This is a genomic window from Methylocystis sp. (genome assembly GCF_050251305.1).
Classification (GTDB): domain Bacteria; phylum Pseudomonadota; class Alphaproteobacteria; order Rhizobiales; family Beijerinckiaceae; genus Methylocystis.
In genome coordinates this window covers 22,116-42,524 of the sequence record NZ_JBFWNB010000010.1, presented here as the reverse complement: position 1 = coordinate 42,524, position 20,409 = coordinate 22,116, and the positions used below count along the sequence as shown (strand labels likewise).

Annotated in this window: 18 protein-coding genes; 10 read left to right on the top strand and 8 right to left on the bottom strand. The window is 64.5% G+C overall.

Translation table 11 applies throughout. The features are described 5' to 3' along the window. Nucleotides 1-280: 280 nt before the first annotated feature. The 3 genes from AB7F41_RS05415 to AB7F41_RS05405 all read left to right on the top strand — a co-directional run bounded on the left by AB7F41_RS05415 (nt 281) and on the right by AB7F41_RS05405 (nt 2,284). On the top strand, nt 281-511 hold the full coding sequence (locus tag AB7F41_RS05415; RefSeq protein ID WP_428381237.1) for a hypothetical protein: 231 nt from the start codon (nt 281-283) through the stop codon (nt 509-511). 91 nt (nt 512-602) lie between these two features. Then, nucleotides 603-1,448 (top strand): DUF692 domain-containing protein, encoded by an 846-nt coding sequence (locus AB7F41_RS05410; RefSeq protein ID WP_428381239.1) that lies wholly within the window; start codon nt 603-605, stop codon nt 1,446-1,448. Beyond that, nucleotides 1,445-2,284 (top strand): putative DNA-binding domain-containing protein, encoded by an 840-nt coding sequence (locus AB7F41_RS05405; protein ID WP_428381241.1) that lies wholly within the window; start codon nt 1,445-1,447, stop codon nt 2,282-2,284. Before AB7F41_RS05410 ends, AB7F41_RS05405 begins: the two co-directional genes overlap by 4 nt. On the opposite strand, the gene fae is transcribed toward AB7F41_RS05405, so the two are convergent. Next, nucleotides 2,254-2,796, bottom strand: a complete 543-nt coding sequence (gene fae, locus AB7F41_RS05400) for a formaldehyde-activating enzyme (protein WP_428381242.1) — start codon at nt 2,794-2,796, stop codon at nt 2,254-2,256. The genes AB7F41_RS05405 and fae overlap by 31 nt on opposite strands. A 159-nt stretch (nt 2,797-2,955) precedes the next feature. Between fae and AB7F41_RS05395 the strand changes: the two genes are divergently transcribed. Further along, nucleotides 2,956-3,339, top strand: a complete 384-nt coding sequence (locus AB7F41_RS05395) for a hypothetical protein (protein WP_428381244.1) — start codon at nt 2,956-2,958, stop codon at nt 3,337-3,339. A gap of 14 nt (nt 3,340-3,353) precedes the next feature. Here the strand turns inward: AB7F41_RS05395 and AB7F41_RS05390 are convergent, their stop codons facing one another. From AB7F41_RS05390 to AB7F41_RS05375, 4 genes are read right to left on the bottom strand one after another with little or no spacing between them, the layout of a single operon-like run. Next, the gene (locus tag AB7F41_RS05390; RefSeq protein WP_428381246.1) at nt 3,354-4,418 is read right to left on the bottom strand and encodes a quinone-dependent dihydroorotate dehydrogenase; all 1,065 of its coding nucleotides are present in this window, start codon (nt 4,416-4,418) and stop codon (nt 3,354-3,356) included. Continuing rightward, nucleotides 4,415-4,780: a DUF952 domain-containing protein gene (locus tag AB7F41_RS05385; RefSeq protein WP_428381248.1), complete on the bottom strand. Its 366-nt coding sequence runs from the start codon at nt 4,778-4,780 to the stop codon at nt 4,415-4,417. Before AB7F41_RS05385 ends, AB7F41_RS05390 begins: the two co-directional genes overlap by 4 nt. Continuing rightward, nucleotides 4,777-7,002, bottom strand: coding sequence for a glucans biosynthesis glucosyltransferase MdoH (gene mdoH, locus AB7F41_RS05380; RefSeq protein WP_428381250.1), 2,226 nt, complete (start codon nt 7,000-7,002; stop codon nt 4,777-4,779). Before mdoH ends, AB7F41_RS05385 begins: the two co-directional genes overlap by 4 nt. Beyond that, nucleotides 6,990-8,534: a glucan biosynthesis protein gene (locus AB7F41_RS05375; RefSeq protein WP_428381251.1), complete on the bottom strand. Its 1,545-nt coding sequence runs from the start codon at nt 8,532-8,534 to the stop codon at nt 6,990-6,992. Before AB7F41_RS05375 ends, mdoH begins: the two co-directional genes overlap by 13 nt. Before the next feature lie 252 nt (nt 8,535-8,786). Between AB7F41_RS05375 and glmU the strand changes: the two genes are divergently transcribed. Both glmU and glmS read left to right on the top strand, forming a co-directional pair. Beyond that, the gene (gene glmU, locus AB7F41_RS05370; protein WP_428381253.1) at nt 8,787-10,145 is read left to right on the top strand and encodes a bifunctional UDP-N-acetylglucosamine diphosphorylase/glucosamine-1-phosphate N-acetyltransferase GlmU; all 1,359 of its coding nucleotides are present in this window, start codon (nt 8,787-8,789) and stop codon (nt 10,143-10,145) included. Between the two features lie 95 nt (nt 10,146-10,240). Beyond that, nucleotides 10,241-12,070: a glutamine--fructose-6-phosphate transaminase (isomerizing) gene (glmS, locus tag AB7F41_RS05365; protein ID WP_428381255.1), complete on the top strand. Its 1,830-nt coding sequence runs from the start codon at nt 10,241-10,243 to the stop codon at nt 12,068-12,070. A gap of 6 nt (nt 12,071-12,076) precedes the next feature. On the opposite strand, the gene AB7F41_RS05360 is transcribed toward glmS, so the two are convergent. Further along, nucleotides 12,077-13,576: an NAD(P)-binding protein gene (locus AB7F41_RS05360; protein ID WP_428381256.1), complete on the bottom strand. Its 1,500-nt coding sequence runs from the start codon at nt 13,574-13,576 to the stop codon at nt 12,077-12,079. A gap of 204 nt (nt 13,577-13,780) precedes the next feature. Here AB7F41_RS05360 and AB7F41_RS05355 point away from each other — a divergent pair, with 204 nt between their 5' ends. Both AB7F41_RS05355 and AB7F41_RS05350 read left to right on the top strand, forming a co-directional pair. Beyond that, nucleotides 13,781-14,605, top strand: coding sequence for an ABC transporter permease (locus AB7F41_RS05355; protein WP_428381258.1), 825 nt, complete (start codon nt 13,781-13,783; stop codon nt 14,603-14,605). Beyond that, nucleotides 14,595-15,356, top strand: a complete 762-nt coding sequence (locus AB7F41_RS05350; protein WP_428381260.1) for an ABC transporter ATP-binding protein — start codon at nt 14,595-14,597, stop codon at nt 15,354-15,356. Before AB7F41_RS05355 ends, AB7F41_RS05350 begins: the two co-directional genes overlap by 11 nt. Here AB7F41_RS05350 and AB7F41_RS05345 read toward each other — a convergent pair. Both AB7F41_RS05345 and AB7F41_RS05340 read right to left on the bottom strand, forming a co-directional pair. Continuing rightward, nucleotides 15,335-16,504 (bottom strand): LptF/LptG family permease, encoded by a 1,170-nt coding sequence (locus tag AB7F41_RS05345; RefSeq protein ID WP_428381262.1) that lies wholly within the window; start codon nt 16,502-16,504, stop codon nt 15,335-15,337. The two genes, AB7F41_RS05350 and AB7F41_RS05345, sit on opposite strands and share 22 nt — an antisense overlap. Before the next feature lie 113 nt (nt 16,505-16,617). Then, on the bottom strand, nt 16,618-17,511 hold the full coding sequence (locus AB7F41_RS05340) for a hypothetical protein (RefSeq protein ID WP_428381264.1): 894 nt from the start codon (nt 17,509-17,511) through the stop codon (nt 16,618-16,620). Nucleotides 17,512-17,731: 220 nt separating this feature from the next. Here AB7F41_RS05340 and AB7F41_RS05335 point away from each other — a divergent pair, with 220 nt between their 5' ends. After that, nucleotides 17,732-18,967 (top strand): glycosyltransferase, encoded by a 1,236-nt coding sequence (locus tag AB7F41_RS05335; protein ID WP_428406454.1) that lies wholly within the window; start codon nt 17,732-17,734, stop codon nt 18,965-18,967. A 172-nt stretch (nt 18,968-19,139) separates the two neighbouring features. Then, a complete protein-coding gene (locus AB7F41_RS05330; protein ID WP_428381268.1) occupies nt 19,140-20,408 on the top strand; it encodes a glycosyltransferase family 4 protein in 1,269 nt (422 codons plus the stop codon). Nucleotide 20,409 lies beyond the last annotated feature (1 nt).

Here is a 20,409-nt window from a genome sequence, read left to right as displayed (position 1 = left end):
ACAGTCGCAACTGTATGATATTGCGCTGCAATACGCGAGAAATATGCTGTTTCTATAGATTATGCATAACATAAATGCCTGCGCCGATTGGAGAAATTCTTGCTAGCGGAATCGCCGCCGCCTCGATAACTTATAACTGTCAAGCTTTGGCGCGCCGTTGCCGGTCGTTTGCAAGCGGCCAATGTGCAACGTGATGCTCGAGAGCAGATCGCCGCGCCGCGCCGCCGGCGAGAGCGTCGACTTCCCGTCGTTGCGGCGGGGATATAAAGAGGAGAAAGCAATGAAGTCTAATATTGTTTCAGGATCGGCTCTCGCCGCTGCGGCGGTCGCTCTTGCTTTGAGCGGCGCGTCGGTCGCGCCCGCCCATGCGCACCCTGCGAAGTCGACGCATGGCAAGACTCACTGCGGCGCCAAGGGAACCTGCCGCAATATGTCGAAGTGCCATCATAAGGCGCAGTGCCATCACCATAAGATGCACTGCAATATGAAGAGCCGCTGCCACACGAAGTAATCGCCTCGGGCGGAGACGGCTCTTTCGACCGTCTCCGCTGTTCTCCGATGCGGCTTCGGCATGAGCGGCGATGCTGAGAGGGAAAAGCAGTATGGAAAAGCCCGCTCCGCTCGGCTACGGCTTGGGACTGCGGCCGATCTATTATGATGAGATCCTGTCGTCTCGTCCGCCGATCGATTGGTTCGAAATCATCTCTGAAAACTACATGCTCGCCGGCGGTCGGCCTCTGGCGATGCTCGATCGCATCCGCGCCGATTATCCGGTCGTGATGCACGGCGTCTCCATGTCGCTCGCCTCAACCGATCCGCTCAATTTCGACTATCTGCGGCAGTTGAAGGCGCTCGCCGATCGGGTCCAGCCGGACTGGGTTTCGGATCATGTCGCCTGGACGGGGGTTCACGGCGTGTCCCTTCATGATTTGCTGCCGATCCCCTACACGCGCGAGTCGCTCGCGCATATTGTCGAGCGGATCCAGCGCGTGCAGGACTTCCTCAAACGCCGTCTCGTCGTCGAAAACGCCTCAACCTATGTGTCCTTCGTCGACTCGGAGATGAGCGAGCACGAATTCGTTCGCGAAATGGCCGAACGCGCCGACTGCCTGTTGCTGCTCGACGTCAACAATGTTTTCGTTTCGAGCTTCAACCATGGTTTCGATCCGGTCGCCTTCATCGACGGCGTTCCGGCCGAGCGCGTCGTTCAATTCCACATGGCGGGCCATACCGATAACGAGACCCATCGCGTGGACACGCATGACCAGCCGGTCTGCGACGAAGTCTGGGCGCTTTACGAACATGCGCGCCGGCATTGCGGCGACGTCTCCGCCATGATCGAGCGCGACGACAATTATCCGCCGCTTTCGGAACTGCTCGACGAACTTCAGCACATGCGCGACATCGACGCCCGCATCTCGAAAGAACGAGCGCTCAGCGCCGCATGAAACTCGCCGACTTTCAATCGCTGTTCCAGGCGCGCGTGCTCGCAGGCTCGGGAGAGGCGGACAAGCCGCTCTTGAAAAAGCTGAAGTCGTCGCCGCGCGGCGCCACGCCCGAGACGCTGCTTGGCGTTTATCAGACCGGCTATCGCATCAGATTGGCGGATTTCGTTGCGGAAGATCACCCGGGGCTGCGCGCAATACTCGGAGACGAAACGTTTGAAACGCTGGTCGAGGATTACATCGACCAGCGGCCGTCGCGCGATCCAAACGCCCGCTGGTTTACGACGGGACTGCCGGACTTCATGCGCGACAGTCCGCGCTGGCGCGACGATGCGGCGGCTGTTTCGATGTCGCTGCTCGAGCGCGCGATGGTCGACGCTTTCGACTCGCCGGACAAAACGGCCTTGTCGGTGCAGGCGCTGGCCGAATTTCCGCCGGAGGATTGGCCGCGGCTCGCCTTCGTGTTCGATTCCAGCCTGACGCTGCTCGAACTTTCCGCGGGGACGATCGCGGCCTATGACGCGGCGATCGCCGACGATGCGCCTGAAAGCGTCGAGAGGCCTGCGCCGACCGATCAGGTCGAATACACCGCCGTGTGGCGGGTCGAATATGAATCCGCCTACCGGCAATTGGAGCCCGACGAATATGTCGCGCTCAATGAAGCGCGCGCCGGGCAGGCCTTCGGAGACATCTGTCAAATGGCGGCGTTTCAGCAGGCCGGCGAAATTGCGCCAGAGCGGCTGGCGCAATTTCTATCGAGCTGGTTTCAGGACGGCATGATTATCGGCGTGCGCGTCCAGGACGAGGATCACTCGTCGAACACGCCTTCAAGCGCATAGTGCTGCACGCTCTTGCGGTTGGCGATGAGCTCGTCGGCCGACGGCTCGCCTTTCATGGCGCGCGAGATCGCGAGTTTCGTCGCTTCGTAATTGGTGCGGTAAAGATCCTTCTTGTCGAGCTTGGCGTGCGTGGCGCAACGCGGATCGAGCCAGACCATGATGATCATGCAGAGCTCGTTGAGCTGATCCTTCGGCAAAATCCCCTCGGCGACGCAGTCGACGATGGCGTCGCCGGTCGCCGCCTGCACGACGCCGCCGAGAAGCTCGACGTAATCTTCCGATTTGACCGTCATCTTGGTGGTCATCATCGTCGCCGGCCGCACCTGCTGGTTGAGGTCGCGGATGACGAACATGCGCGGGTGGCCGGCGGACTGACCCGCCATGCTGGCGAAGGCGTGGCCGACCGGTCCCTTGACGTTGCCAATCATGACTTCCGGCATGGCGTCGGTATATTGTCCGTCCACGGCCAGAATTGTCGCTTCGCCCGTCGCCAGCCAGATATGCTCGGTCATGTCTGATCCTCTCCCCTTGCGTTGGGCGCTCGATAGCATCGCGCGCCGTCACAGGGAAGATGGCGATCCTTGCGCGCGAGGGATTGCTGGCGCTAGCGCTGCGCGTCACAGTTGGCGCAAGCGATTTTCGCCATAAAAGGACTACAACGGGGAGCCGCTGTGACAAACCATCGAAATCGGTCGTCGTATCTTCTGCGCGTCGCCTGCGCCGCGGCCGCTTCCGTTGGCGCCGCAAGTCTCGCTGACGCCGGCTGCCCGAAAGCGCGTTCGCAAAACAGCGACGTCGCCACGACCATCACCTTCGTCAATCAGTCGGGCGAATATCGCGGCATTTACTGGAAGGATTTCTCAGGCGGGGACAAGAGCTATGGCGGCCTCAATCCTGGCGAGAGCAAAACGATCAATACTTTTCTGACTCATCCCTGGGAAATCACCAACGGTCCCGGAGATTGTCTCCAGGTCGTGTTTCCGCGCCGCGGCGGCTCGACGGTGCGCCTGACGGCGCCCCGCAAGCGCGAACGTCGGCCTCCGCACGGCGAATGACCCCCAAGAGAGGTTTAATCCGCTTCGGATAATGCGGTCGCGCGCCTGCCGATCCGCGCCGACAGCGCCTCTTTGTCGCGCGCGAGAACATCGATCAGTCCGCGCTTGATGCGCGTGACGAGGCCCGGTCCCGCATAGACCATCGCGGAATAGAGCTGCGTCAGCGTCGCGCCGGCTTCGATCTTGGCGAGCGCGGCCTCGACGCCGTCGACGCCGCCGACGCCGATGAGCGGAAACTGGCCTTCGACGCGCAAATAGGTTTGCGCAAGGACGCGCGTCGACAGGTCAAACAGCGGCGCGCCGGAGAGGCCGCCGCTTTCCCTCGCCAATGGCGAGCGCAGCGTCGCGGGGCGCGAAATCGTCGTGTTCGACACGATCATGCCGTCGATGCGCCGATCGCGCGCGACGCGCACGATGTCATCGAGCTGATCGAGCGTGAGGTCCGGCGCGATTTTCAGGAGCAGGGGGCGCCGAATGCGCGCGGCGTCGCGGGCGTCGATGACGCGCGCGAGCAAATCGGAAAGCGCGTCCGGCTCCTGCAGGTCGCGCAGGCCCGGCGTATTCGGCGAACTGACGTTGATCGTGAAATAGCTCGCGACTTCTGCGAAGGCGCGCACGCCCGCGACATAGTCCGCCACGCGGTCCGCAGCGTCCTTGTTGGCGCCGATATTGACGCCGACGACGCCGCGACGCGCGCGCTGCGACAGTCGCGCAAGCGCGGATGCATGGCCGACATTGTTGAAGCCGTAGCGATTGATGACGGCGCTATCCTCGACGAGGCGGAAGGCGCGCGGACGCGCATTGCCGGGCTGCGCGCGCGGCGTCAGCGTGCCGACTTCGACGAAGCCGAATCCAAAACCGAGCATCGCGTCGGCGACTTCAGCATTCTTGTCGAAGCCGGCCGCGAGGCCGATCGGATTGGGAAAGTCGAGGCCGAAGGCTGAAACCGCGAGACGCGCGTCGTCTGGACCTGGCGCGCCGGCAGGCAGAAGTTTCAGTGCCGCGATGGACGCCCGATGTGCCGTCTCGGCGTCGAGCAGGCGCAGGAGCGGCGTCGCCACGCCGAAAGCGTCCATCATTCGCGGATGCTTGAAAAATCGTGCCGGCCGTCGACGCCGATGGGCAGCGCCTCGACGCGCGCCACCGCTTCGAGCGGAAGCGGCGCGTAAAGGTGCGGAAAGAGCGCGCCGCCGCGCGACTTCTCCCATTTGAGAGCGTCGCCAAGCGGGGCGGGCGCTACGGCGACGAGCAGCAGATCCGGCTGGCCGGCGAAATATTTCGCCACCGTTTCCTCGACCTGCTCGGCGGTCGAGAAATGAATGAAGCCGTCGGCGAGATCGACCGCTGCGCCGGTAAAAACGCCCGCCGCCTCGGCCGCGCGCCAGTCGGATTGCGAAACGATCTTGTAGATGTGAGTCACCGGCCCGTCAGCCCTGGTCATTCCGCGGCGCGCGCGTGTTTCTGCGCCGCCGCGAGTTCGGCCTGGCGCGGCAAACGCGCGATCATGCCGATGAGCGCGCGGTCGGAGAGCGCCACCAGCCGTTCGCCGCGATTGAGCCAGGCGATTGCATCTTCGATCGTTTCGGCGTCGGCGATCTTGGCTTCGGCCAGAGCGCGGTCGGCGGTGATTTGGCCGCGCTGCCTGGAGCGGCGCGTCGGCAGCCAGGTTTCGTGCAGCTCCCGCAACTCGGAATCGGCGTGGATCGCCAGGAGACCGTTGACGTCGTCTTCGCCGGCCCGCGCCAACGCTTTGGAGAGCGCCTTGCCGCGCTTGGCGATTGGCGGCGTCGTCGTTTCTTCGGGCGTCGTCAGCACGCCGGCGCGACGAAACACCAGCCCGAGCCAGCGTTGAGCCGTCGCCCAGGAAATGAAGATCGCCAGGACGAGGCCGGCGATCGTCGGCGACATCCAGGCGACGAGCGAGGGCGAGATCAACATGCCTGCGATCAGGCTCAGCAGGCCCAGCGCCACATGCCAGATGTGCCGGCGGACGATGTCGCCGAACGGCACGGAGCCGTCGTCGCGCCGCTGCGGGTCCCAGCCTGTGTCGAAACCAAAAACGATATGGAGCACATGGCCGGTCTGAATCAGCATCATGATCGGCGCCAGCAGAGCGGAGAGCACGATTTCGAACAGGGTCGAGATCAGCAGCAGGATCACGCCGCCGGAGCCCTTGCGCGTTTCCGGCTCGCGGATGGCCACGATCAGGCCCAGGAGCTTGGGGGCGAGCAGGATGCTCATCGTCAGTCCGAAAAGTTCGAGCGACCGCTCGGCGTCGAACCGCGGAAAGGTGGGGAAGAGCGCGAAGTCGCTGGTAAAATATTCCGGTCGGAAATAGCTCGCCTGAAAGACGATCACGATGCCGATGAGCAGTTGCAGCAGCCAGAGCGGCGACGTCAGATAGCCGAATATGCCCGTGAGGAAATGCTGCCGCGACGCCCAGTGGATTCCCTTGCCGAGCAATACTCGCGCATGCTGCAAATTGCCCTGGCACCAGCGCCGGTCGCGAATGGACAGGTCGATCAGCGAAGGCGGGCTTTCTTCGTAGGAGCCGCCGAGCGTCGGCATCATGTAAACGGCATAGCCGGCGCGGCGAATGAGCGCAGCCTCGACGAAATCATGGCTTAGGATATGGCCGCCCCATGGCGGGCGGCCGCGCAGGTCGGGCAGGCCGCAATGGCGGGCGAAGGCTTCCGTGCGGATAATCGCGTTATGTCCCCAGTAATTGCCGTCCCTGCCCATCCAGGCGGAGAGGCCCACGGCGATCACCGGGCCATAGATGCGCGCGGCGAATTGCTGGACGCGCGCGAAAAGCGTGTTGCGATTGATGATGAGCGGTAGAGTTTGGATGATGCCGCTGTCTGGATCCGCCTCCATTGCCGCGGCGAGCTGAACGATCGTCGGGCCGCTCATCAGGCTGTCGGCGTCGAGCACCACCATGTGCTTATAGGCGCCGCCCCAGCGCGAGACGAAATCCTCAATGTTGCCGGCCTTGCGGCCCGTATTCTTTTCGCGCCTGCGGTAGAAGATGCGCGCCAGCGGCCCTAGCCGGCGGCGAATGCCGATGAAGGCGCGCTCTTCGGCGATCCAGATGTCCGGGTTCGTCGTATCCGAAAGGAAGAACCAGTCGAAATGCGCGCCAAGCCCGGTCGCCTGCACGTCTTCATAGATGGTTTGCAGCGCGGCGAAGACGCGGCTCGGCGCCTCGTTGTAGATCGGCATGACGACGGCGGTTTTCTCTGCGAGCGCCGAGGGTAGAGGCGGCCGCCGCCGGCGCCGCATCAGCAGCGCGAAGCCGACGATCGAGCTCGCGAAGGAAAGCGCGATCCAGGAGAAGTTGAGCACGAACAGCGCCAGCAGCGCCCATTTCAACGTCGTGACCCCGCCGACGTCGACGACCTTGTACATTTCTCGGGCGCCATAGGCGGTCAGCGCGAAACCGCCGCCAAAGGTCAGAATTCTGGCGAGCCAGGGCGTTCGCCAGAGCCATGGCGCTTCCGCCTTGCGGCGCTGCCGTCTGTCGAATTTGAAAAGATTTTGCGCCGGCATCGAGAGCCGGTTCTCGATGGGCGTCGGCGGCGCGGCGGCGGGATCGGAGTTCGCGTTGCCGCGCTCCGCCGCATGTGGCGTGTCGACTATGCCGGCGAAGTTCACGACGTCCATCGGTAAAGCCAGGTTTCGCTAATCGGGCGTTCGTCCGACTGCAGAACGAGCCGAAGCTCGCAATAGTTCTCGCCGGCTGGGTCGACGTCAAAGACGACGCGGCAGGACTTTGCCGACGGGTTCAAATAGGTCCGAATATTCGTCGCCAATCCTGGCGAGGTCGTCAACGCCGCTTTCAGCTGCGCGGTGCGCTGCGGGTCAGCGAGAACGTCGCCGGAAAAGACCACGACGAAACGGCGCAGCTTGCCGCTCGGCGCGCGCCCCGAGCGCGCCCGTGCAGCAATCGCCAGCGGCGGGCGCGACGGCGGCTCCCAGCACCAGAACTGCCGATAGGCGAAGAATGTCTCCTTGCCGGCGACGAGAGCGGTCTTCGGCCGCCAATAGGCGACGATGTTCGCGTTGATCTCTGATTCGGAAGGGATTTCCACGAGCTGCAGGGCGCCTTCGCTCCATTCGCCGAGCGGTTCGATCCAAAGCGACGGGCGTCGCTCCCAATGCTGCTGGTCGTCCTCATAATCGCCGATGTCGCGCTGTCGGATCAGCGATCCGAAGCCCTGCGGATTGCCGTCGACGAACGAGGAAAACTGCAGAGTCTCCCGGTTCGATACGGGTCGCCAGAGCCATTCGCCATGGCCGGTCAGCATCTGGATGCCGTTGATGTCGGCGACCATCGGCCGCCAATCGTCGAGCTTCGGAGTGTCGAGCGGCGTGAAAAACGAAACGGCGGCGAAGCCGGCGAGGCCGAAATGATCGACCGCCGTGCGCGGGTAGAGGGTCAATTCCGTATCGATCAGCGTCGCTTCGCCGGGCCGCAGCGTGAAGCGATAGACCCCGGCGACGCTGGGCGAGTCGAGCAGCGCGTGGACGACGAGAGCATTGTCGCCGAGCGCCGGCTTCTCGATCCAGAAGCTTCGAAAGGCCGGAAATTCCTCGCCGCGCGGATCGGCTGTTCGAATGGACAGGCCGCGCGCCGTGACGCCGAGATTCTGCCCGCGCGCCACGGCGCGATAGAAGCTCGCGCCCTGAAATATGGCGAGTTCCGCCTCCCCGCCGCCATTTTGCGTATGCAGCACGCGAAATCCCGAAAAGCTGAGATCGGGAAGCGCGTCCGGGAGGTTCAGTCCGCCATAGTCGAAGCGGCTCGTCTCGTACGGCAACCGCGCGGCGGCGCCGTTCTCCACCAGATAGATGTCCACCGCCGCCGCGAAAATATGGCCGCGATGCAGCGGTTCGATGCTGAACCCGATAGCGTCGTGACGCCAGATTGCGGCGTCCGGCTTCGTCTTGATCCCCACGAATTGTTCGTAGGTGAGATTGGCGAAGGGTTCGGGAAGGTCGGTGCGCGGCGGCGCAAAAGGCTTTGCGGCAAGCGCGCGGGCGAGTTCGACGACCATGTCGCGCGAGAAGGGCGCAGGCTTGGCGCCGCTCGCGGGCGCCGCCTGACCCGCATCCTCGGCGCGCGCCGGCGCCGCCACGATTCCAGCCGCGATTGCGCCTATGCCCGCTTTCAAAACATCTCGTCGTTCGAACATGAGTTACCGAAAGCAAGAGCGGTCTTGAGCCGATCCGCGGTCCAGAATGGCTGCGCTTTTTGCGGCGCCGGGCTGGCGACAGCCCCTCTATACAAGAAAGCTATGGAGACAAAATGGTTTTCTTGGCGGTTTTTGAGGGCTGCGCGGGAAAGCCGCGGCGCTTGCGCTCGGTCGCGCGAATCTGCCAGAACCGCGGCCAGAGCGGCGCCGGCTCTCCGGCTCCTTATGTAACATCTAGTTCTTGGGCGCCCGATGCCGACAGAAAGAAGCGCGCTCGCGATCGTCCTCGCCGCCGGCGAAGGCACGCGGATGAAATCCGACCGGCCCAAGGCGCTGCATGAGGTCGCCGGCCGCTCCATGCTCGCCAACGTGCTGGCGAGCGCCGAGGCTGCGGGCGTCGGCCGCGTCGCGGTGATCATCGGCCCGGACCGCGACGACGTCGGCGCGGAAGCGCGCCGGCGCTTCCCGGACGCGCAGATTTTTGTGCAGAGCGAAAGGCGGGGCACGGCGCACGCCGTCCTCGCCGCGCGCGCCGCAATCGCCGAAGGATACGACGATCTTCTGGTGCTTTTCGCCGATACGCCGCTCGTGACGCCGCCGACGATCGCTGCGCTGCGCGGCGCCCTTGCCGAAGGCGCAGCCGTCGCCGTGCTCGGCTTCGAAGCCGCCGACCCCTTCGGCTATGGACGGCTGCTGCGCGACTCCGCCGGGCGTCTCGTCGCCATCCGCGAAGAGAAGGACGCAAGCGCCGACGAACGCGCCGTCACGCTCTGCAATGGCGGTCTGACGGCGGTCGACGGCGCCTGCGCCCTGCGCCTGCTTGAAAAGATCGACGACAGGAACGCCAAGGGCGAGTTCTACCTCACCGACATTGTCGCGCTTGCGCGCGCGGAGGGGCGTGACGCGGCGGTCGTCATCGCCGACGAAACCGAAGTGCTCGGGGTGAACGACAGAATCCAGCTTGCGCAGGCGGAGGCCGTCGCGCAGACGCGTCTTCGTCGCGCGGCGATGGCGGGAGGCGCGACGATGATCGCGCCGGAAACGGTTTTTCTTTCCGCCGACACTATGATCGGCCGCGACGTCGTCATCGAGCCGCATGTCGTCATCGGCCCCGGCGTTGAAATCGCCGACGGCGCCGCGATCCACGCCTTCTCGCACCTTGAAGGCGTCCGCGTCGGGAAAGGCGCGGCCATCGGCCCCTTCGCCCGGCTGCGTCCGGGCGCGGTGTTGGCGGAAAAAGCCAAGGTGGGAAATTTCGTTGAGATCAAGAACGCCAATGTCGCGCGCGGCGCCAAGGTCAATCATTTGACCTACATTGGCGACGCCGACATCGGCGCCAACGCCAACATCGGCGCAGGAACCATCACCTGCAACTACGACGGCTTTCTCAAATATCGCACGACGATCGGCGAAAACGCCTTCATAGGCTCGAATTCTTCGCTGGTCGCGCCGGTGACGATCGGGCAGGGCGCCTATGTCGGCTCTGGCTCCGTCATCACCAAGGACGTTGCGCCGGACGCGCTCGCCGTGGCGCGCGGCAGGCAGATGGAGAAGGCGGGCTGGGCGACGACCTTCCGGGCGACGCAGGCTGAGAAGAAGGCAAATCGGTGACGTCGCGCCTGTCCGTTCGCCAACCCCGAGTTTGACGTCGATTCCGCCGCATCCGATTTGGCGGCGGCCTTGCTATGATGGCCTTGGAGGTCGGCATGTGCGGCATTGTGGGAATTCTTGGGACAGTTCCGGTCGCCGGCAAAATTATCGAATCGCTCAAGCGTCTCGAATATCGCGGCTATGATTCAGCCGGGATCGCCACTTTGGAGAACGGCCGGCTCACCCGCCTGCGGGCGAGCGGCAAGCTCAAGAATCTGGAAGAAAAACTTGCGGCTGCGCCGCTTTATGGCGCGGTCGGCATCGGCCATACGCGCTGGGCGACTCATGGCCGGCCCACCGAGAACAACGCCCATCCGCACGCCAATGACCACGTCGCGGTGGTTCATAATGGCATCATCGAAAATTTCCGCGAGCTGCGCGCCGAATTGACCGCGAAAGGCCATGTATTCTCGACCGAGACCGATTCCGAGGCCGTCGCCCATCTTGTCGCCGACGAATTGCGCAGCGGCGCGACGCCGGAAAAAGCGGTCGCGGCGGCGCTGAAGCGGCTCAAGGGCGCTTTCGCGCTCGCCTTTCTGTTCGAGGGGCGCGACGATCTACTGATCGGCGCGCGGCGCGGATCGCCGCTCGCCGTCGGCTGGAGCGACGAAGGCGCCTATCTCGGCTCCGACGCCTTGGCGCTCGCGCCCTTCGCGACCTCCATCGCCTATCTCGACGAGGGCGATTGGGTGACGCTGACGCGCGAAGGCGCGCGCTTCCATGACGCGAACGACAATCTTGTCGAGAGGCGGTTTCAGCCGATGGCGGCCGGGTCGTTCCTGGTCGACAAAGGCAACTACCGCCACTTCATGGCCAAGGAGATTCACGAGCAGCCGGAGGTCGTCGGCCGAACGCTCGCGCATTATCTCGACCTCGCCGAGGGCGTCGTGCGTCTGCCGTTCGAACTCAAATTCGATCCGCAATCGCTGTCGCGCGTCACCATTTCCGCCTGCGGCACGGCGTATTACGCCGGCCTCGTGGCGCGCTACTGGCTGGAGCGCTTCGCCCGACTTTCGGTCGACATCGACATCGCGTCCGAGTTTCGCTACCGCGAGGCGCCGCTGCCCGAGAACGGATTGACCATCCTCGTCTCGCAGTCGGGCGAAACCGCGGATACGCTTGCCGCGCTGCGTTACGCGCGCGAGCACGGCCAGCACATCCTTTCGATCGTCAATGTCGAAACCTCGACCATCGCCCGTGAAAGCGACACCGTCGCGCAGACGCTGGCGGGGCCTGAGATCGGCGTCGCGTCGACCAAGGCCTTCACCTGTCAGCTCGCGGTTTTCGCCTGTCTAGCGCTGGCGCTGGGCCGCGCCCGCGGGGTGCTGACCAAGGAGCGCGAACGCGAACTGGTCGCGGAGCTCGTCGCCGCGCCGGGACAGATGGCGAAAGCGCTGGCGCGGGAGGCGCAGATCGAACCGGTGGCGCGCGACGTGGCGCGCGCCACGAGCGTGCTCTATCTCGGCCGCGGAACCGCCTTTCCGCTGGCGCTGGAAGGCGCGCTGAAGCTCAAAGAACTCTCCTATATCCACGCCGAAGGCTATGCGGCGGGAGAGTTGAAGCATGGGCCGATCGCGCTCATCGACTACGCCATGCCGGTGATCGTCCTCGCGCCGCCCGACGCCAGCCTCGAGAAGACCGTCTCGAATCTCCAGGAAGTCGCCGCGCGCGGCGGCCATCTGATTCTGATCGGCTCCCCGGAGGCGCGCGACGCGGCTGCGGCGGATCTCGCCGGATTCATCGAAATGCCGGAGGACGTCGCCGGGCCGTTCGCGGTCATCGTTTACGCCATTCCCGTGCAGCTCCTCGCCTATCACGTCGCGACCTTCATGGGCAAAGACGTGGATCAGCCGCGCAATCTCGCAAAGAGCGTCACGGTCGAGTAGGGCCGCTCAGCCCTTCTTGATGATCTCGACGGCGCTCAGCGCCTCGACGATGGCGCTTTCGACCGCCGGCATGCCCTGACCGTCCGAATGGGCGAGCAGCACATTGCCGAAGCGTTTGGGCAAGGCGCGCATTGTCGCCACGATCCCCGGCGCGGCGATCAGGTGATGGTGGCCCCAGCGCGTCAGCCGGACCTCCGCGAGCCGCGCCCGGTCGAAAACCTCCGGCAGGAAACGCCGCAGCTCTTCCACGACCGGCGCGGCGAGCGCGGCGCGGTCGCCTGCGAGCAGGCGCGCGCGCCCCGCGCGCGGATCGCGAAACGGCGCGTAGACGGTCAGAACGCTGCGATCCTTTGGCCGCCTGGCGGCGGGCAGGGCGGCCGTGGCGCTGATCGCGTCGCTGAAGCTCCGCGCGCCGAGCGCCCAGCTGTCGTAGGGCATTTCCGGCGGCGTCCCCTCGAAACAGCAGTTGGCGACGAGATAGCTTCCCTGCCGGAGCCGGGCCATTCGCGCCGTGACCGCCGGATCGACCCCTCGCAGAATGCGGCCGGCGAAAAAATATGGCGCGGCGACGACCGCCCAGCGCGCCTCGAGACAGCGCGGCGCCTCCGGATGGCGCGCGTCGAACCAGCCGATGCGGGCGTAGCCGCCATCCACAGGCTCGATTGCGAAGACCGCCGCGCCGGGGAGGATCCGCCCCTCGCCGGCGCGCGCAATGCGCGCCGTCATGGCGCGCGCGATCGCGGCGTTGCCGCCGGGAAAGGCGTAGATGGGCGCGTTGATCTCCGAAAGAAAATTGACGCCGGCATAGGCTGAGATTTTGGCCGCGGGCGCGCCCAGCGCCGAGAGGCTGTAGGCGTCAAGAAAACCGAAGAGTTCGGGGTCGATATGCTCGCGGCGCAAAAATTCGCGAAGCGACAGTCCATCCAGGCGAAGCGCCGAGTTTGTCGCCTCAGCGATGGGGAGTTTCGGAAAGTCCGGGCTGTCGGCGAGGCGGCGCAGAAGCGCCTTCAGCCGCCGATAGGCGCCGCGCCATTCCCCGTCGCGGGGATCGCCTGCGCCGGCGACGCCCGTGAGCGCCCTGTCGACCGGCGCGCCGACGGGGCGCGGCGCGAGCCCCAGCGTTTCGTAGAAATCTGAAAAAGGCTCATCGATATCAACGATATATGCCGAGCCGATGGCATAGTCGACGTCGCGCCAGCGCCCGGATTTGGCGACGCCGCCCGTCTCCGACTCGCGCTCCAGGACGAGCAGGTCGCGATCCTGGAGCAGCGCCGCGACGGCGAGCCCGGCGATCCCGCCGCCGATGACGGCCACCTCGACGCGTCGCTCGGGCCTCGGCAACGCCGTCCGCCAAAGCCCGTCGCGGATCGCGTGCATCGGCGCGAAACTGTCGCCGGTCCATTCGCCCAGCGAATACGGCGGCTCCTGCGCTATTCCCGCGCCGGGCAGGAGCAGCTGAGACCCCAGAGCGCCAAAGCCGGCGATCGCCTCGCGACGAGTCACCATGGCTGCGCGCCGAGACGTTGCGCTCGATGATCCATTCCGTCCTTCAATGGGTTGAACCCGCCATTGACATGAGGCGGGCTGAACTGGTCTATGCGGGCGACGCCGCGCCTGACGCGAGAGCGCTGGATTGGCGCATGATCCTGCTCCAGGGAACACCCCGCGCTTTCGAATTCATGTTGTAAGCCTGAAAGGATGCGCCGACACTTGCTCGCCTCCATCCCTCCTGTCTATGTCGCGCCCTTCGAACGGGCCTGGCGCAATCGGGAGCTCATCCGCGCCGTGGTGCGGCGCGAGTTCATTTCCAGGTTTCGCGGCTCGGCGCTCGGGCCGCTCTGGGCGGTGCTCTCGCCGCTGATCATGCTGCTCACCTACACGGCGCTGTTTTCCGTCACCGTGCCGCAGCTCTCCGCCGGGATGAGCGTCACCGACTATGCGAGTTCGATCTTCATCGGATTGATCGTCTTCAATCTGTTCAGCGAACTCGCCTATCGCGCGCCGATGCTTCTGCACGAGCATGTCAACTTCGTGAAGAAATCGATTTTCCCCAGCGAAACCATCGCCTGGACGGCGACAATCCGGGCCTTCACCTATGGCGGCGTGGCGTTCGCCGTCTACATCGCCTTCCGATTGCTGACGGCCGGAACGATTCCCCTGACGATCGTGTTGACGCCGTTCCTGATCGCGCCTTTCTTCCTCTTCATCCTGGGAGTCGTGTGGTTTCTGATGGCGCTTGGCGCGTTTACGCGCGACGTCGCCCATATCATGGCGTCGATCGTGCCGGTGCTGATGTTCGCGACGCCGATCTTCTATCGTTTGGACCAGATCGCCGCGATGTCCGGATCGGTCGCGCTGGTGCTGCGCCTGAATATCGTCGGCGACTATATCGAGATGCTGCGCGGCCTCGCTCTTGATGGAACTGTTCCAAACGTGTTTGGCTATCTTGCGCTTGTCGCGGTCTCCTACGCCGTGTTTCTTTCCGGCTATCTGTTCTTCATGCGCTACAAATCGGTCATCGTCGATGTCATCTGAGCCCTCCATCCGCTGTGCGGGCGTCGGCAAGGCGTTTCAGCTCTATGCGCATCAGAACGATCAGCTGAAGCAGATCCTGTTTGGCCTTTGGAAGAAGTTCTACAAAGACAAATGGGTGCTCCACGACGTCAATTTCACGGTGCAGAAGGGCGAGCGCGTCGGCATCGTCGGGCGCAACGGCGCCGGCAAGACCACGCTGCTGCAGATTTTGTGCGGCATCACCCAGCCGACGAAGGGCGATTTCGCCGTCGCCGGCCGCATCGCGCCAATTCTGGCGCTCGGGTCAGGTTTCGACGGCCTGCTGACGGGACGCGAGAACGCCCGCATCGGCGCGGCGATTTTAGGGCTGTCGCGCCGGGAGGTCGACGCCTGCATCGACGGCATCGCCACCTTCGCCGACATCGGGCCTTTCTTTGAGCAGCCGATGCGCACCTATTCGATGGGCATGATCGCGCGCGTCGCTTTCGCGATCTGCGCGCACGCCAAGGCCGACGTGCTCATCGTCGACGAAGCGCTGTCCGTCGGCGACGAGATTTTTCAGCGCAAATGCGAAAAATACATCGCCGACTTCGCTAGAACCGGCACGATTCTGATGGTCTCGCACGATCTGAACTTTCTTGGCGCGCTCTGCGATCGCGTGCTCTGGCTCGAGGGCGGCGTCGTGCGCGAAATCGGCGATCCGGCGAAGGTCATCGCCGACTACCGTCAGGCGATGATGGCCGAGCAGGATCAGGCGAGCGGCGTCGCGTAGGCGTCGTTGGCGACCGAAGCCGCGCGGGCGTCGAACAGGCGCTTGGGCTTCGGGCTCCAGTTGAGCCGCGAGATGAGCCACACGGACACGCCGACTTCGGCGAGGGCGAAGACCGCGAGCAGCAGGACGAACAGTCCGTTGATCCGCAGCAGCGATTCGAGCGCCACCAGAAAGCCGATATGCACAGCCGGAATCGCGATGACGGCGAAACTTCCCGCCGCCCCGCGCCGGCCGGTGATGTTCCCAAAGGTCAGGACGAGCGCCATCGCCAGCAGCGTATGGGCGATGGCGAGCGACGGCACGCCGAAGCGCTTCGCGGCCTCGGCGGTCCACTCCCCGAGTTGGCGCCGATCGCCCTTCGCCGCAGCGTAATTGGCGAGGAAATCGCCGGCCGATAGCTCATAGACGCCTCGCCACCCTCGATCCGGCAGCGCAGCGCTGCCCTGCATCGGCAGCGCCATGGCGTATTCGTCGAAATTGGCGATGCGGACGTCGCCGGTGTTTAAGGAGCGCGTCTGAATGCTGCCGTTGGAGAGCGCGACGATGACGCCGGATTCGTTGCGCCGAAATTCGGCGCGCGCGGCCGTCACGGTCTCTTCCTGCATCTTTTCGATTGAAAGCTGGCGAACGAACAGATTGACCGCGAGGTCAGGTGTCTCCCAGCGCTCGATGTAGAGCGTCTTCACGCCATTGTCGAAAGTGTAGAAATGCGCGGCGTCGAGCATGCGATGGTTGAGCGAATTGCGCACCACGTTGAGCACGTCCTGCATCTCGCTCGAATAATGGGGCGCGGCGAAATTCGCCAGCAGATAGCCGAGCACGACGACGCCGGAGGCCAGCACCAGCGCCGGGCGGCAGATGGCCCAGGCCGAGAGGCGCAAGGCGTAGAGCACGGCGATCATGCCTTCGCTCGCCATCCGTCCGAACTCGAGCGCCGTGGCGACGCCGACCGCCATCGGCAGAGTCACGTAGGCCACCGTCGGCGTCACGCCGATCAAGGCCGGAAACACAAGGCCGCCGCGCACTGCGGCGGGGGGCAACTGGTAGAGCAGATAGGACAAGACGACGGGAATCGAGAGCGCGAACTGCACGATGAGCACGCCAAAGCCGATGCGTTTGAACAGATACAGGAACAGCAGTCGCGGCATGGCGGCGGAGCCTCCTTATCGCCTGGCGTCGTCAGCTGAGATGAGAATGCGCGTCCCGCGGCGCAAGCGGCGAACGCCGGGGCGCAGCGGCGCAGGGCGCCACGCGCCATGCGTCACTGTTTGAACCTCGCCCAGGCGGCTTTCGAATGTCGGGTCCACGCTTCGTCGAAGACGCCATTCTTCGGCAGCGCGGTCGCGCCCGCCCAATGCGCGAAATAGATCTCCTTGCCTTCGTAGTCGACAGGTTTGCCGTCTTTGAATTCGACGCCCGGCGCCTTGTAGAAGCTTTCGTGCGAAGCGCCAGGGATCACATTCGGCAACAGCTCGATTTTGAGTCCGCGCCGATGCGTGACGAAATTGACGAGCGGCTGAGCGAAGAGCTGCCCCCGTTTGCGAACGTCGTGGAAGATCGCGGCGTCGTCGCGGATCGTGTCGATGAAGTCGGACAGTTTCAGATAGTGATTGGAGGTGACCCAGAAGCCGTCATTGAACAGAAGCGCGTCCTTCAGGAATGGATACCGGTCGCGTCTGTCGTTGTAGACATATTCGAAGCTCGGGGAGGCGACGATGAATTCCGTCTTGCCCTTTTCCAGCCGGCCAAACAGCGGCGTGAAATCGCGAAACAGGATGACGTCGACGTCGACATAGGCGACTTCATCGAGCGGGAGCGCGAGCGCCTGCAGCTTTCGCAATCTCCGGCGGTTGCTGTTGAAGATGCCGGGGTAAAGCTCATGCGAGAGCTTATCAATTTCCGTCGGCTCTTCGCCAACGTAATGCGCGCCGTAAATCTCCGCGGCCCGGCGCGTCATGGCGACATTGTCGTCATAGGGGATGAGATAAAGCGGCAGCGAGGAATTGGTGTCTCGGTAGCTTTCCAGAAAGGGCAGCAGCCAGTCGATGATCTTGTCGTTGCCGACGATGGCGACGCCGTAGCGCTTTGTCTGCGTCGCGCTTGGCGCCGCGGCGCCCTCGGGCGATAAGACTGGATTTGGAGAACGAAGCCTCATATAGGGGATGTATTTGAAAATGGCGGGCAAAAGCAAGGGGCGGCCCTGCGTCGGGCGAATAAGGGTCGGGACGCCTCAATGTGAAACAGCAGCGAGTCGGCGCGCTTAAGAGGCCGAGCGCGCGATTTCCGTAATATTTGAGAACGATCCGCCATGTTGCAGCACGATGACTGATATGACGCGCGATATTTCGACATCCGCGACGCGCCGGGGGGAGACCATGGCGGCAGGCGGGCGGCCCTTCGCCGGCAAAACCGTCGCCGTCGTTCATGCGGCCTGGCACAGTTGCGGCAGCTATCAGGTCAACGTCAGTCAGATCGCCGCCTATAAGGCGCTCGGCGCGCGCGTCCTGTCCGTCGCGATGATGGACGATATCGGCCGTTCGCCGCCGCATGGCGCGCGCTGGCCGGCCTATATCGAAGCGTCCCGCGACATCGGCGCCGATCGTCGCTTCTTTTCGGGCGCTCCGTTCGCCGCTTTGGCGTCCCGGCTTCTGGTCGACGGCTGGTGGCGGTTGATCCACGGCGATCAGGCGTCATGGCTCATTGAACTCGCCAAGCGCGCGCCTTTGCCGGAAGGATTCGACGGCGAAACGATCGACTTCATTCACGCCAATCATTATTTCACGCTGCCTTTCGTCGAGCGGTTGCAGCGCGGCCGGAAAGTTCCGGTGGTTCTCGAGACGCAGGACATTCAGGCGCGCCAATATGTGTTGCGCAACAAGGGCGGCTTTTTCATTCCCCCCTATGCGACCTACGACGACATGCTCGAGGTCGAACTCTCATGGATGCGGCGCGCCGATCTCTGCGCGCATCTCAATGAGGAGGAGCATCGCGATTTCCAGGAGCTCCTGCCGCAGTCGCGTCACGCTCTGATCTATCCGGCGGTGCCGTCGGCGCCCTTGGCGCGCGGGCGCGACGTCATCATCGTCGCGAGCGACAATTACGGCAATTACATGAGTCTGCGCTGGTTTCTGCAGGAGGTCGTTCCGCTTGCGGGCGACGCCCGCGTCGCGATCTACGGCAATATCGACGGCGGCGTGAAGCGCCGCGACCCGGCGCTCTATGAATCGCACCGCAGCCTGTTCAGGGGCCGCGTCGAGGATATCGGCGCGGTCTACGCCAATGCGGGCTGCGTGCTGCTGCCGACGGTCGAAGGCCACGGCCTGTCGATCAAGGCGGTCGAGGCGCTCTCCTGCGGCGCGCCGCTCGTCGCGACGCCGCTGGCCTTTCGCGGCATGCAGGTCGATCCGGCGCAGCTGCGGAATGTCGCGCTCGCCGAAGACGCCAGGCAATTCGCCGCCTTATGGCGCGAGGCCGAGGCGCGGGCGGAAAGCGGAGACCATGCGGATCCGGCGCGAAGCGACACGCGCCGTCTGTACGAAGACGCATTCAGCCCGGAGGCCTATGCGCGCACATTGGCGACCGCCGCCGAAGCGCTCGCGGCCAGGGTCTGAAAACGTAACGGCGATGCGCGCCGCAGGCGGCATGAAGCGCCGCCCGCCGAGGCTCCGGTTTGTTCGAACTGTTCCAAACGCGCCCACGCGCAGGCGGTTTCACGCGGAAGCGAGATTGTCGGAACAGCCGAACTCTGCTTAGGCTGCCGCCTGCGCCAGCTGGAGGATCGGGTTGAGCGTTGCATCACGTGAGTGCCCGGCCTGCTCCTACCGTCCGCTTGTTGGCCGGCGCGTCGCGCTGATCCATCCCGCCTGGCATTCCTGCGGCACCTATCGCGTCGTGCTTGGCCAGATCGCCGCCTATCGCGCGCTGGGCGCTGAGGTTTTTCCAATCGCAGTCAGTTCCGATCCGGGCTTCGTTCCGACGCGGCGCTGGATTTGGAAGTCCTTCCGGCAAGCCACGCCCGAACTTGACGCCGGCCCGCGCTATTACGGCGGCGCGCCGTTTTGCGCCGTGTTCTCGCCGCGCTTTCTGCGCGAAGTGTTGTGGCCGTATATCCACGGCGATCAGGCGGTGGTGCGCCTCGACGCGGCGGAACGCACGCGGCTGTCGGACTCCCTCGATGACGCGACGTTCGATCTCGTCCACTGCAATCACTTTTTTCTGATGCCCGTGGCGCGTCGCCTCGCGCGCGGGTCCGCGCCGATCCTGCTCGACACGCATGATCTGCAGGCGCGCCAATTCGCGCTCATCAACGAGACCATGCCCTGGCTCAGCCCGCGCGCGACCTATGAGTCGATGCTGGCGCAAGAACTTGAGGCCATGCGCGGCGCCGATCTGCTGTTGCATCTCAACGCCGAGGAGGCCGAAGATTTTCGCGTCCTGCTCCCGGAAAAGGCGCATGCGCTGCTCTATCCGGCGACCCCCGAGGCGCCGACCGGTCCTGGCGGCCCGGACATCATTCTTGTCGCAAGCAACAACACCGCCAATGTCGAAAGCGTCATCTGGTTCCTGCGCGAGGTTGCGCCGAAGGCGCCCGGCGTCGAGGTGAAGATCGTCGGCAATGTCGACGCCGCCGTGCGTTCGAAAGCCCCCGAGCAATACGCCGCGTATAAGGACTGGTTTCTGGGGCGGGTCGAAGATCCCGGCGTCGTTTACGCGAACGCCCGCCTTGCGCTGCTGCCGACGATCAGCGGCACCGGACTGTCGATCAAATCGGTGGAAGCGCTCTCCAGCGGCGTGCCGCTGATCGCCACGACCAAGGCGATGCGCGGGATGGACGGGGACGCGCTGCGCCTGCCCGGCGTCGTCATCGCCGATTCCGCATGCGAATTCGCGGATGCGCTGCGCCGGTCGGCCGCCCCCGCGCCTCTGGACGAATCTGCGCGCCGCGCGAGCCCGGCGCGGCGCTATTACGAAGCGCGATTTTCGCTCGCGGCGTACAAGGCGAGCCTTGGCGTGCTGACGTCGGCGCTGATTGACGCCGGCGGAGCCCAATAGT

What these genes read in the sequence shown, in the direction of transcription:
- AB7F41_RS05415 (WP_428381237.1), top strand. Translation starts at nt 281, where the DNA reads ATGAAGTCTAATATTGTTTCAGGATCGGCTCTCGCCGCTGCGGCGGTC.
- AB7F41_RS05410 (WP_428381239.1), top strand. Translation starts at nt 603, where the DNA reads ATGGAAAAGCCCGCTCCGCTCGGCTACGGCTTGGGACTGCGGCCGATC.
- AB7F41_RS05405 (WP_428381241.1), top strand. Translation starts at nt 1,445, where the DNA reads ATGAAACTCGCCGACTTTCAATCGCTGTTCCAGGCGCGCGTGCTCGCA.
- fae (WP_428381242.1), bottom strand. Translation starts at nt 2,796, where the DNA reads ATGACCGAGCATATCTGGCTGGCGACGGGCGAAGCGACAATTCTGGCC.
- AB7F41_RS05390 (WP_428381246.1), bottom strand. Translation starts at nt 4,418, where the DNA reads ATGATGGACGCTTTCGGCGTGGCGACGCCGCTCCTGCGCCTGCTCGAC.
- AB7F41_RS05385 (WP_428381248.1), bottom strand. Translation starts at nt 4,780, where the DNA reads ATGACCAGGGCTGACGGGCCGGTGACTCACATCTACAAGATCGTTTCG.
- mdoH (WP_428381250.1), bottom strand. Translation starts at nt 7,002, where the DNA reads ATGGACGTCGTGAACTTCGCCGGCATAGTCGACACGCCACATGCGGCG.
- AB7F41_RS05375 (WP_428381251.1), bottom strand. Translation starts at nt 8,534, where the DNA reads ATGTTCGAACGACGAGATGTTTTGAAAGCGGGCATAGGCGCAATCGCG.
- glmU (WP_428381253.1), top strand. Translation starts at nt 8,787, where the DNA reads ATGCCGACAGAAAGAAGCGCGCTCGCGATCGTCCTCGCCGCCGGCGAA.
- glmS (WP_428381255.1), top strand. Translation starts at nt 10,241, where the DNA reads ATGTGCGGCATTGTGGGAATTCTTGGGACAGTTCCGGTCGCCGGCAAA.
- AB7F41_RS05360 (WP_428381256.1), bottom strand. Translation starts at nt 13,576, where the DNA reads ATGGTGACTCGTCGCGAGGCGATCGCCGGCTTTGGCGCTCTGGGGTCT.
- AB7F41_RS05350 (WP_428381260.1), top strand. Translation starts at nt 14,595, where the DNA reads ATGTCATCTGAGCCCTCCATCCGCTGTGCGGGCGTCGGCAAGGCGTTT.
- AB7F41_RS05345 (WP_428381262.1), bottom strand. Translation starts at nt 16,504, where the DNA reads ATGCCGCGACTGCTGTTCCTGTATCTGTTCAAACGCATCGGCTTTGGC.
- AB7F41_RS05340 (WP_428381264.1), bottom strand. Translation starts at nt 17,511, where the DNA reads ATGAGGCTTCGTTCTCCAAATCCAGTCTTATCGCCCGAGGGCGCCGCG.
- AB7F41_RS05335 (WP_428406454.1), top strand. Translation starts at nt 17,732, where the DNA reads ATGGCGGCAGGCGGGCGGCCCTTCGCCGGCAAAACCGTCGCCGTCGTT.